Source organism: Micromonospora sp. CNZ295 (genome assembly GCF_004217535.1).
Genome location: NZ_SHKZ01000001.1, coordinates 5,869,482 through 5,881,484 on the forward strand (window position 1 = coordinate 5,869,482; position 12,003 = coordinate 5,881,484).

Below are 12,003 nucleotides of genomic sequence, written 5' to 3' on the forward strand. Positions count from 1 at the left end.
TTGTGACCGCCGGGGCGACGCCCCGCCGGCCGCCGCCCGGCAGCGTGGACCCCGTGATCGAACTGACCGCCCTGACCAAGAGGTACGGCCGCACCACGTCCGTCGACGGCCTCACCCTGACCGTGCGCCCCGGTCACGTCACCGGGTTCCTCGGCCCCAACGGGGCCGGCAAGTCCACCACCCTGCGGATGATCCTGGGCCTCACCACGCCGACCAGCGGCAGCGCCACGATCGGCGGGCTGCGCTTCGCCGACCGGCCGCGCGGGCTGCGCCACGCCGGCGCGCTGCTCGACGCCGGTGACGTGCACGGCGGCCGGACCGCCGCCGCGCACCTCTCGGCGCTGGCCCGCAGCAACGGCATCGGGCGCGCCCGGGTCGACGAGGTGCTCCGCGAGGTGGGGCTGGCCGGTGCCGCCCGGCGGCGCATCGCCGGTTTCTCGCTCGGCATGCGGCAGCGGCTCGGTATCGCCGCCGCCCTGCTCGGCGACCCGCCGGTGCTGCTGTTCGACGAGCCGTTCAACGGCCTCGACCCGGAGGGGGTGCGCTGGGTCCGGGAGCTGTTCCGGCGGCTGGCCGGCGAGGGACGGACCGTCTTCGTCTCCAGCCACCTGATGAGCGAGATGGAGAACTGCGCCGACCGGCTCGTGGTGCTCGGTCGCGGTCGGCTGATCGCGGAGCAGAGCCTCGGCGAGTTCGCCGCCCGCAGCGCCCGGGCGAGCGTGACCCTCCGGACGCCCGACCCGGCGGCACTGGCGGCGGTGCTGGCGGCCGAGGGCGCGCACGTCGTACCCGCCGACGGCGGGACGCTCGCCGTGACCGGCCTGACGGCCGCCCGGATCGGGGACCTCGCCCTCGCCCACCGGATCGGGCTGCACGAACTGACCACCCGTACCGCGTCGCTGGAGGAGGCGTTCATGGAGCTCACCGCCGGCAGCGTCGAGTACCTCGCCGGGGAGGAGACCCGATGACCGCCCTGACCGAGCTGACCCGTCGGCCGGCCGCGACCGAGGCACCGGCCCGGTTCCGGGACCTGCTGGCCGCCGAGTGGATCAAACTGTGGTCGCTGCGCTCCACCCGGTGGACGCTACCGCTGGTCTACCTCTTCGTGATCGCGGTCAGCGTCAACGCCAGCCTCGCCGACCACCGGAACTGGCCGTCGTACCCGGAGGGGCGGCGGGAGCTGTTCCACCTGTACGGACCGGTGCGGGACGCCTTCCCGGAGGCCGGCTACCTGCTGCTGATGCTGGCCGCGACGACCGTCGGCGCGCTGACCGTCGTCGGCGAGTACCACAGCGGACTGATCCGGGCCACGTTCGCCGCCGTTCCCGCCCGCCGCTCGGTGGTCGCGGCGAAGGCCACCGTGCTGACCGGGGTCATGCTCGCCCTCGGTCTGGTCACCTCGGGGACCTCGTTCTGGGTGTCCCAGGCGATCCTCGCCGACCGGAACGCCGGCTGGTCGATCGGCGAGCCGGGGGTGCTGCGCGCGGTGCTGGGCAGCGGTGTTCTCGTCCCGGTCTGCGCGCTGCTCGGCATGGGTCTGGGTGCCCTCATCCGGCACGCGGCCGGGGCCGTGGTCGCGGCCACGGCCGTGCTCGTGCTGCTGCCGCTGATCGTGGGCAGCGACGAGCACCGGTGGATCGCCGAGTGCCGCAACGCGCTACCGGTCGGGGCCTGGCAGCGGCTGATCGCGGTGCACCCCGACATCGTGAACCCGGATCCGTTCCCGGCCACGGTCACCGGTGCCTGGCTCGCCTACGCCGGCTGGTCGGTGGCCGCGACGCTCGCCGCCCTGACCGCCGTCCACCGCCGCGATCCCTGACCGACCGGCCGGGGCGCCGGCACGACGAACGGCGCCGGCGACCCAGGTCGCCGGCGCCGTTCGCGCCCGCTTCACAGCACCACGGAGACCATCCGGCCGGGAACCACGATGACCTTGCGCGGCTCCCGGCCGGCCAGGGAGCCGTCGACCGCCTCCAGGGCCGCGATCCGCACCGCCTCCTCGGCGGCGTCGGCCGGCACCTCGACCCGGCCGCGCACCTTCCCGTTGACCTGCACCGGGTACGTCACCGTCTCGGTCACCAGCAGGGCCGGGTCGGCGACCGGGAAGTCGGCGTACGTCAGGGAGGTCGGGTGGCCCATCCGGCGCCACAGCTCCTCGGCGACGTGCGGGGCGAACGGCGCCAGCATCAGCACCAGCGGCTCGGCCACCTCGCGCGGCGTCGCCGGCAGCCGGGTCAGCGCGTTGGTCAGCTCGATCAGCTTGGCGATCGCGGTGTTGAACCGGATCCCCTCCATGTCACCGCGGACCCCGTCGATCACCTTGTGCAGCAGCCGGCGGGTCGCCTCGTCGGCCGGCGTGTCCACCACCCGCGTCGCGCCGGTCCCCTCGTCGACGATCGCCCGCCACACCCGCTGCAGGAACCGGAACGAGCCGACCACCGCCCGGGTCTCCCACGGGCGGGACACCTCCAGCGGGCCCATCGACATCTCGTACACCCGGAACGTGTCCGCGCCGTACGCCGCGCACATCTCGTCCGGCGTCACCACGTTCTTCAGGGACTTGCCCATCTTGCCGTACTCGCGGTTGACCTGGACGTCGCCCAGGTAGTAGCCGCCCTCGCGCTCGACGACCTGCTCCGCCGGCACGTACGCCCCGCGCGCGTCGGTGTACGCGTACGCCTGGATGTAGCCCTGGTTGAACAGCTTCCGGAACGGCTCGAAGCTCGACACATGGCCCAGGTCGTACAGCACCTTGTGCCAGAACCGGGCGTACAGCAGGTGCAGCACGGCGTGCTCGGCGCCGCCGACGTACAGGTCGGTGCCGCCGCAGTCGCCCTCGCCGCGCGGGCCCATCCAGTACCGCTCGTTGTCCGGGTCGACGAACCGGCCGGCGTCGGTCGGGTCCAGGTAGCGCAGCTCGTACCAGCAGGAGCCGGCCCACTGCGGCATCACGTTGGTCTCCCGCGTGTAGCGCTTCGGCCCGTCGCCCAGGTCCAGTTCCACCTCGACCCAGTCGCGGCGGCGCGACAGCGGCGTCTCCGGGTTCGACCCCGCGTCCTCCGGGTCGAAGGTGCGCGGCGAGAAGTCGTCCACCTCGGGCAGCTCGACCGGCAGCAGCTCCTCGGGCAGCGCGATGGCGGCGCCGGTTTCGTCGTAGACGATCGGGAACGGCTCGCCCCAGTAGCGCTGCCGGCTGAACAGCCAGTCCCGCAGCCGGTAGGTCACCGCGCCGGCGCCGTGGCCGGTGGCCTCCAGCCACTCGATGATCCGGGCCTTGGCCTCGGCCACCCCCAGGCCGTCCAGGTCCAGGCCGCGGTCCGGCGCGGCGCTGTTGATCGCCGGGCCCTCCCCGGTGTACGCCTTGCCGGCGAAGCCCTCCGCCGGCTGCACGGTGCGCACGATCGGCAGCTCGAAGACCTCGGCGAACGCCCAGTCCCGCTCGTCCTGGGCGGGCACCGCCATGATCGCCCCGGTGCCGTAGCCGGCCAGGACGTAGTCGGCGATGAAGATCGGGATCTGCGCGTCGTTGACCGGGTTGGTGGCGTACGCCCCGATGAAGACGCCGGTCTTCTCCTTCGTGTCGGCCTGCCGCTCGACGTCGGTCTTCGCCGCGGCGGCCTTCCGGTACGCCTCGACCGCCGCCCGGGGGCTGGCGTGCCCGCCGGTCCAGACGTCCTTGGTGCCCTCCGGCCAGGTCGCCGGCACCAGCGCGTCGACCAGGTCGTGCTCGGGGGCCAGCACCATGTAGGTGGCGCCGAAGACGGTGTCCGGTCGGGTGGTGAACACCCGGATCGGCGCGACGGCGGTCGGGAAGTCGATGTGCGCGCCGGTGGAGCGGCCGATCCAGTTGCGCTGCATCAGCTTGATCGGCTCGGGCCAGTCCAGCTTGTCCAGGTCGTCCAGCAGCCGGTCACCGTACGCGGTGATCCGCATCATCCACTGCTTCAGGTTCCGCTTGAAGACCGGGAAGTTGCCCCGCTCGGAGCGGCCGTCGGCGGTGACCTCCTCGTTGGCCAGCACCGTGCCCAGACCGGGGCACCAGTTGACCGGGGCCTCCGAGACGTACGCCAGCCGGTGGTCGTCGACGATCGCCCGGCGCTCGGCCTCGGTCAGCTCGGCCCAGGGCCGCCCGTCCGGGGTGTGCCGGGTGCCGCCGGAGAACTCGGCGATCAGCTCGGCGATCGGCCGGGCCCGCTGCGCCTCGGTGTCGTACCAGGCGTTGTAGATCTGCAGGAAGATCCACTGGGTCCAGCGGTAGAAGTCGGTGTCGATGGTGGCGACCGAACGCCGCTCGTCGTGGGCCAGCCCCAGGCGGCGCAGCTGCGCCTTGTACCGGGCGATGTTCGCCTCGGTGGTGGCACGCGGGTGGGTGCCGGTCTGCACGGCGTACTGCTCGGCGGGCAGCCCGAAGGCGTCGAAGCCCATCGCGTGCAGCACGTTGCGCCCGGCCATCCGCTGGTAGCGGGCGAAGCAGTCGGTGCCGATGTAGCCCAGCGGGTGCCCGACGTGCAGGCCGGCGCCCGAGGGGTACGGGAACATGTCCAGCACGTACAGCTTCTCCGCCCCGGCGCGGGGGTGGTCGGGGTCGGCCAGCGGGCCGGTCGGGTTGGGGGCGTGGAAGGTGCCCTCCCGCTCCCAGGCGTCCTGCCAGCGGCGCTCGATCTCGTCGGCCAGGGCGGCGGTGTACCGGTACGGTGGGATGTCGCTGGCCGGTGCGGCTGCCTCAGTCATGGCTCTCCTCGCTTCGCTCGGCGCGGGTCGTCTCGTGCGGTCTCGGTCGGTGCTCACCGCCCGCCTGACACGGACCGGGCCGACGGCGGGCACAAAAAAGCCCCTCGCGCAGGAGGGGCCGCCGTGCTGTCGCGCGCTCAGCGCATCAGCACGGCCCGGTAAGAAGCAGGAAGACTCCGGCCATGCTCCGCAGTGTAGCGCGCCGCCGGGCCGGCCACGTGGCCGCCACCACGCGGCAGCGCTCCGTGATCGACTGCGGCACCAAGCGCAGTCGCCCCCTCCCCCGTATCGGCGAATATTCGGGGCGTAACCGGCGGTCCACCTGCGGGGGTCGGCGACAGCGACAAACATGGTTAGCCTGAGAGACCAGTGAGATTTTTGCGGCAGACGTGGCACGCTCGCGCGAACCCAACGGCGGGTCCAGGTGCTCTATTCAGAGCTGCCGTCCAGGCGACGAGGAGGAGGCCCGTGACACAACAGACCTGGGACGAGGTGGGCGGTCTGCTGCCGCACGACGAGTTCCGCGCCGCCAGTGACGCCATCGTGGCGAACATCGAACAGGTCATCGAGGGCAAGACCGCCACCGTTCGGCTCGCCCTGGCCGTGCTCCTCGCCGAGGGCCACCTGCTCATCGAGGACGTGCCCGGGGTCGGCAAGACCAAGCTGGCCAAGGCGCTCGCCCGCTCGATCGACTGTTCGGTGCGCCGGATCCAGTTCACCCCCGACCTGCTGCCCAGCGACGTGACCGGCGTCAGCGTCTACAACCAGGAGACGCACGACTTCGAGTTCCGCCCCGGCGCCGTCTTCGCCAACCTGGTGGTCGGCGACGAGATCAACCGGGCCTCGCCGAAGACCCAGTCGGCGCTGCTGGAGTGCATGGAGGAGCGGCAGGTCACCGTCGACGGCGTGACCTACCAGCTGCAGACGCCGTTCATGGTGATCGCCACGCAGAACCCGATCGAGATGGAGGGCACCTACCCGCTGCCCGAGGCCCAGCGCGACCGGTTCACCGCCCGGATCGCGATGGGGTACCCGGACGCCGGCGCGGAGCTGGCGATGCTCGACGGGCACGGCGCGACCGACCCGCTGCAGGAGCTCCGGCCGGTCTCGGACGCCAACACGGTGCGCCGGCTCATCGGGCACGTCCGGCAGGTGCACGTCGCCGACGCCGTCAAGCAGTACGCGGTGGACCTGGTCACCGCCAGCCGGGAGGCGCCCGACCTGCGCCTCGGCGCGTCGCCCCGGGCCACCCTCCAGCTGCTGCGCACCGCCCGCGCGGTCGCCGCGCTCGAGGGACGCGACTACGTGCTCCCCGACGACCTGCAGGTGCTGGCCGTGCCGGTGCTGGCGCACCGGATCATCCCCACCGCCGACGCGCAGCTGGCCCGGCGCACCACCGACGCGATCGTCTCCGACCTCGTGCACCGGCTGCCGCTGCCGCACGAGCGCCGCCGCTCGCCGTACGACACCCGGCCCGCCACCGGCAACGGCCGCGCCCCGTACGAGCCGCGGAGGCCCTGACGTGCGCGAGGGGCTGCGCGGGCTGACCACCCGGGGCCGGTCGTTCCTCGCCGCGGCGGCCGCCGCGGCGATCTCGGCCCTGATCCTCGGCGAGAGGGACCTGCTCCGGGTGGCCGTGCTGCTCGCCGTCCTGCCGCTGCTGGCGGCGCTCTACGTCGGCCGCAGCCGCTACAAGCTGGCCTGCCACCGGTCGCTGGACCCGCACCGGGTGCCGGTCGGGGCCAGCTCCCGCGTGGTGCTGCGCCTGCAGAACCTGTCCCGGCTGCCCACCGGCACGCTCCTGCTGGAGGACCGGCTGCCGTACGCGCTGGGCAGCCGACCCCGGGTCGTGCTGGACCGGCTCGGCGCGCACCAGGCCAGCTCGGTGGCGTACACCGTCCGGGCCGATGTGCGCGGCCGGTACGAGGTCGGCCCGCTGGTGGTCCGGATGACCGACCCGTTCGGTCTGTGCGAGCTGACCCGGGCCTTTCCCAGCACCGACCGGCTCACGGTGATCCCGCAGGTCACGCCCCTGCCGGTGGTCCGGCTCCCCGGTGAGTACGTGGGCAGTGGCGACAGCCGGGCCCGCTCGGTGGCGGTGCACGGCGAGGACGACGCGGCGACCCGCGAGTACCGGGTGGGCGACGACCTGCGCCGGGTGCACTGGAAGTCGACCGCGCGCACCGGCGAGCTGATGGTGCGCCGCGAGGAGCAGCCCTGGGAGAGCCGCGCCACCGTCCTGCTCGACACCCGGGCGTACGGGCACCGTGGCGACGGGCCCACGGCCAGCTTCGAGTGGGCCGTCTCCGCCGCCGCGAGCATCGCCGTGCACCTGCGGCAGGGCGGCTACAAGCTGCGCCTGGTCACCGGCTCCGGCGCGGACGTCGACGCCACGGAGGTGGCCGGCGACGGGGTGCTCCTCGATCACCTCGCCGAGGTCCGCCTCGACCAGCGCGTCGAGGTCACCACCCTGGTGCAGGCGGTGCGGCAGCGCTCGGACGGCGGCCTGATCATCGGCTTGTTCGGGACGCTCAGCACCGCCGAGGCGGAGTTGCTGGCCGGGCTCCGCGGCAACGGGGCCACCTGCGTGGCGTTCCTGCTGGACAGCTCCACCTGGCTCACCCTCCCGGCCAAGGCCCGGGCCGAGGCCGACCACGCGCACGCCACCGCCGCCCTCGCCCTGCTGCAGAGCGGCTGGCGCGTGATCGGCGTCGACCACGGCGCCCGGCTGCCGGCGCTGTGGCCGCAGGCGGGGCGGGGCTCGCAGGGCTTCGCCCTCCGGGCGGCGCTGGCCGAGACCGTGGCCGGCGGCATGCGATGAACGGAAGGTTCCCCTCATGATCGCCCACCGGAACCTGGGCCTGGTCGCGGCCGCCGCGACGGTGCTCGCCGCGGCGCCGCTGTCGGCCATCTTCGACCGCTGGACCTGGCTGATCCAGTCGACCATCGCGGTCGCGGTGGTCGCCGCGGTGGCCGCGCTGACCCGGCTGGGGCGGGTGCCGCTGTGGGGGCAGGTGCTCGCGATGCTGGGCGGTCTGACGCTCGCCCTGGCGTGGCTGTTCCCCTCCGGCTCCGAACTGTTCGGCGTGGTGCCCACCCCGGGGACGTTCGGGCATTTCGGCACCCTGGCCCAGACCTCGATGGAGGACATGCGCTCGTACGGCGTCAAGGTGCCGGACACCGACCCGCTGCTGTTCATCACCGTGCTCGGGGTGGGCGGCGTGGCGGTCATGGTCGACCTGGTGACGGTCGGGCTGCGCCGGCCGGCGCTGGCCGGCCTGCCGATGCTGGCCGTCTACTCGGTGCCGGTGGCCGTGTACGTGGACAGCGTCCCCCCGGTGCCGTTCGTCATCGGCGCGGCCGGCTACCTCTGGCTCCTGGTCACCGACAACGTCGACCGCGTCCGCCGCTTTGGCCGGCGCTTCACCGGCGACGGCCGGGGCGTGGACGTCTGGGAGGCCTCCCCGCTGGCCTCGGCCGGCCGCCGGCTCGCGGCGTTGGGCGTGGCGGTCGCCGTCATGTTGCCGCTCGCCGTGCCGGGGATGACCGGCGGCCTGCTCGACACGCTGGGCTCCGGCACCGGTGACGGCACCGGCCGCGCCGGGCGGGGCGGTGCCCCCGGCCGGATCGACCTGTTCGCCGCGCTCCGGGGTGAGCTCAACCAGAGCGAGGTCACCGACCTGGTCAAGGTGACCACCAACGAGCCGAACCCGTTCTACCTGCGCTTCGGCGTCGCCGACCAGCTGCGGACCGACGGCTTCCACGAACGCCCGCCGACCGGGCGGCCGATCAACCGGGAGTTCGGCCCGGCCGAGCCGGACCGCGCCGGGATCGACCGCAACCGGTACCGGGCCACCGTCGAGGTGACGAAGAACCTCGAAATGCCGTTCCTGCCGGTGTACTCCGAGCCGACGCGGATCGAGGGCCTGAACGGCAACTGGTACTACGACACGAGCATGCAGGTCGTCTTCTCCAACCGGGAGAACTCGCCGGGCAGGCGCTACGAGTTCGACTACGTGCGGTCGGCGTACACGCCGGACGCGCTGCGCCAGGCGAGGCCGTTGCCCGCCGACCACGCGCTGCGGCGGCAGATGATCACCCCGCAGGTGCCGGAGGTGGAGAAGCTCGTCGGCACCCTGATCGAGCGCAAGCGCACCGAGTACGACAAGGTGCGGGCGATCTACGACTACTTCTCCACGGACAACGGGTTCAGCTACGCCCTCAGCACCGAGGGCGGCACCAGCGGCCAGGACATCGTCAACTTCCTCACCAACAAGGTCGGCTTCTGCCAGCAGTACGCCGCCGCGATGGCCTGGCTGGTCCGCGCGGCCGGTGTGCCGGCCCGGGTGGCGTTCGGCTTCACCAACGGCTCGAACTCCGGCGACGGCACGTACACCCTGACCAACCGCAACCTGCACGCCTGGACCGAGGTCTACTTCGACGGGTTCGGCTGGGTGCCGTTCGACGCCACCCCGATGTACGGGGTGCAGGGCGGCGCCCGGTCGGCCTGGGCCCCGGACCTGGACGCCCCGGAGACGACGACCCCGGAGCCGGGTGCGACGGCCGGGCCGGACGAGCCGGGTTCCGCGGCGGACCGGGAGCAGCGGGACGAGGGGTCGGAGGGCGCCGCCTCCGGGCTTCCGGACGACACCGGGACGTCCAGCCGCCCGGTGCCGGTGTGGCTGTGGTGGACGATCGGCGCCCTGGCCCTGCTCGTGCTGCTCGCCGTCCCGGCGCTGCGCCGGCTCGCCCTGCGCCGGCGGCGCAGCGGCGGCCGGGCGCCGGCTCCGGTACCGGCGGAGGCGGTCGCGTCGGAGGCCGGCGAGGTGCCCGCCGACGGGCAGCGGATGGTCGTCCTGGCCGACGCGGACCGGGCCCGGGCCGACGCGCACGCCGCCTGGGACGAGCTGCTCGACACGCTGGTGGACTTCCGGGTCCGCATCGACCGGACGGAGACGCCGCGGGCCACCGCCGACCGGCTCGCCCGGGAGACGCTCCGCGCGGACACCGAGGCGGGGTCGGCGGTACGCCTGCTGGGCCGGGCCGAGGAGCGCGCCCGGTACGCCCGCGACCCGCTCACCGGCGAGCCGCTGCTGCCGGCCCTGCGCCGGGTCCGCGGCGCGCTCGCGACCGGGGCCGACCGTCGCACCCGCCTGCTCGCGACGGCGCTGCCCCCGTCGGTGCTCCTGCGCTGGCGGATCGCCGCGGCGGACAGCTCGGGCCGGCTGGTCGCCGGCTACGGGCGACTCCGGTACGCGGCGATGCGCTGGAGCCCTCGCCGCCTGCTCGCCAACCGCCTCGCCCGCTGACCGACGCTCAACCCGCCCCCGACCGGCTGGTGGCACCGGCCCGCTCGGGGCGGGTGCCCAGCGTGCCCGGGCACGCGAAAACGCCGGACCGTCGTCGACGGCACGGCGACGCGGCTCACCGTCGACGGTGGGCCGCGGTGGTCAGGCGGGCGTCAGCGGTGCCCCTCCGGGCGCTGCCGCCACCGGTCCTCCATCCGGTCCAGGATCGACGGGCGGCGCCCCGCCCGCCCGCGCGGACGCCGACGTGTGGTCGTCGTCGTCCCACCCACGACATGCAGGTCGGGTGACTGCGCCCGACGATGCGACTGCACCCCGAAGCCCAACGCGGCCAGCATGACGACGAACCCCGCCACTGCCAGCGGCGGAGTCTTGATCACCGCGCCGTAGACCAACAGGGCCAGGCCGACGACGACCACGCCGGCAGCGACGAGCAGGCGACGCCGCGCGTGGAAACGCGGATCGCTGGCGCGCACGGCCGAGGCGAATTTGGGGTCCTCGGCAAGCGACCGCTCGATCTGCTCGAACAGCCGCTGCTCGTGCTCCGAGAGCGGCACGGCACTCCTCCCCGGTCACGTGGGTCGGCCCGGTCGGGCCGACAGACCGTGGCAGCCAACCGGCTGCTTACCCGCAAGTCTACGAGGGGCCCCGCGCGTCGGAAAGCGGGACGACCTATGGCCGGCTCTGATTTTCCTCCGGGCGCCGATCTCGGGCTTGGAGCAGACTGGCCGGACCTATGACGGAACGCCCGAAACGGGCAGCGGCGGCGTCTGCGGCAGCTTCCGCTTCCCGCCAACCGTGCTCGGGCGCACCCAGCGCGAGCTGGCGAGGCGTCTCCCGGGCGGCCGAGAGCCCCTCGGCCCGGACGCCGACCAGCCGGATCGGCTCCCCCGGGTCGAGGGCGGTGTAGAGCGCCCAGGCGGTGTCGAACATCTCCCGACCGACGTCGGTCGGCACGTCGAGGGTGCGGGAGCGGCTGACCGTGCGGAAGTCGGCCAGGCGCACCTTCAGCGCGACCGTACGCCCGACCTGGCCGGAGCGGCGCAGGCGGGCGCCGACCTTCTCGGCGAGACCGAGCAGGGCGCGGCGGATCTCCTGCGGGTCGACCACGTCGACGTCGAACGTCACCTCCGCGCCGATCGACTTGTCCGGGCGCTCGGGGCTGACCCGGCGGGGGTCCCGCCCCCACGCCAGCTCGTGCAGATGCCGGGCGGCGGCGTCGCCGAGCGCGTGGCGGAGCATCCCGTACGGCGCCCGGGCCAGCTCGCCGACGGTGGTCAGGCCGAGCCGGCGCAGGGTCTCGGCGGAGCGCTCCCCCACCCCCCACAGCGCACCCACCGGCAGCGGGTGCAGGAAGTCGAGCACCCGGGCGGCCGGGACGACCAGCAGCCCGTCCGGCTTGGCCCGGGTCGAGCCCAGCTTGGCGACGAACTTGCTCGGGGCCACCCCGACCGAGCAGCTGAGCTGTTGCTCGCCCGCCACCCGCTCGCGGATCAGGCGGGCGATCGCCGCCGGCGGGCCGAACAGCCGCCGGGCGCCCGCCACGTCGAGGAACGCCTCGTCCAGGGAGAGCGGCTCCACCAGCGGGGTGACGTCCCGGAAGATCCGCATGACCGCCCGGGAGGCCGCCGAGTACGCGGTGAAGTCGGGCGGCAGGAACACCGCCTGCGGGCAGAGCGCGCGGGCCCGCAGGGTCGGCATGGCGCTGCGGACGCCGTACCGGCGGGCCTCGTAGCTGGCCGAGCTGACCACCCCGCGTGGCCCGAGCCCGCCGACCACCACGGGCCGCCCGCGCAGCTCCGGCCGGCGGCGCACCTCCACGGACGCGAAGAACGCGTCCATGTCGACGTGCAGCACCGGGCAGCCGGTGTCGTCGGCGTCCGGCCCGAAGCGCGGATCGCCGCCCCGGGGCAACGACTGGCTGCGGCCCATGCCGGGAAGGCTAGCGCCCGGGTCCGACGGAAAC

General features: G+C 74.1%; 8 protein-coding genes. 5 read left to right on the plus strand and 3 right to left on the minus strand.

Annotated features, from left to right (window positions below):
* Positions 1-53: 53 nt before the first annotated feature.
* Both EV376_RS27295 and EV376_RS27300 read left to right on the plus strand, forming a co-directional pair.
* The gene (locus tag EV376_RS27295; RefSeq protein WP_486482820.1) at positions 54-968 is read left to right on the plus strand and encodes an ABC transporter ATP-binding protein; all 915 of its coding nucleotides are present in this window, start codon (positions 54-56) and stop codon (positions 966-968) included.
* Positions 965-1,819, plus strand: a complete 855-nt coding sequence (locus EV376_RS27300; protein ID WP_130327884.1) for an ABC transporter permease subunit — start codon at positions 965-967, stop codon at positions 1,817-1,819. Before EV376_RS27295 ends, EV376_RS27300 begins: the two co-directional genes overlap by 4 nt.
* Positions 1,820-1,890: 71 nt before the next feature.
* Here the strand turns inward: EV376_RS27300 and leuS are convergent, their stop codons facing one another.
* Positions 1,891-4,731 carry a leucine--tRNA ligase gene (gene leuS, locus EV376_RS27305; RefSeq protein WP_130327886.1) on the minus strand — a complete coding sequence of 947 codons (2,841 nt, stop codon included), beginning with the start codon at positions 4,729-4,731 and terminating at the stop codon, positions 1,891-1,893.
* Between the two features lie 468 nt (positions 4,732-5,199).
* On the opposite strand from leuS, the gene EV376_RS27310 reads away from it, so the two are divergent.
* From EV376_RS27310 to EV376_RS27320, 3 genes are read left to right on the plus strand one after another with little or no spacing between them, the layout of a single operon-like run.
* On the plus strand, positions 5,200-6,252 hold the full coding sequence (locus tag EV376_RS27310) for an AAA family ATPase (RefSeq protein ID WP_130327888.1): 1,053 nt from the start codon (positions 5,200-5,202) through the stop codon (positions 6,250-6,252).
* A 1-nt stretch (position 6,253) separates the two neighbouring features.
* A complete protein-coding gene (locus EV376_RS27315; protein ID WP_130327890.1) occupies positions 6,254-7,552 on the plus strand; it encodes a DUF58 domain-containing protein in 1,299 nt (432 codons plus the stop codon).
* A 16-nt stretch (positions 7,553-7,568) separates the two neighbouring features.
* Positions 7,569-10,040 carry a transglutaminase TgpA family protein gene (locus tag EV376_RS27320; protein ID WP_130327892.1) on the plus strand — a complete coding sequence of 824 codons (2,472 nt, stop codon included), beginning with the start codon at positions 7,569-7,571 and terminating at the stop codon, positions 10,038-10,040.
* A 152-nt stretch (positions 10,041-10,192) separates the two neighbouring features.
* Here the strand turns inward: EV376_RS27320 and EV376_RS27325 are convergent, their stop codons facing one another.
* Positions 10,193-10,594: a DUF3040 domain-containing protein gene (locus EV376_RS27325; protein WP_130327894.1), complete on the minus strand. Its 402-nt coding sequence runs from the start codon at positions 10,592-10,594 to the stop codon at positions 10,193-10,195.
* A 115-nt stretch (positions 10,595-10,709) separates the two neighbouring features.
* Positions 10,710-11,969: a DNA polymerase IV gene (locus tag EV376_RS27330; protein ID WP_130327896.1), complete on the minus strand. Its 1,260-nt coding sequence runs from the start codon at positions 11,967-11,969 to the stop codon at positions 10,710-10,712.
* Positions 11,970-12,003 lie beyond the last annotated feature (34 nt).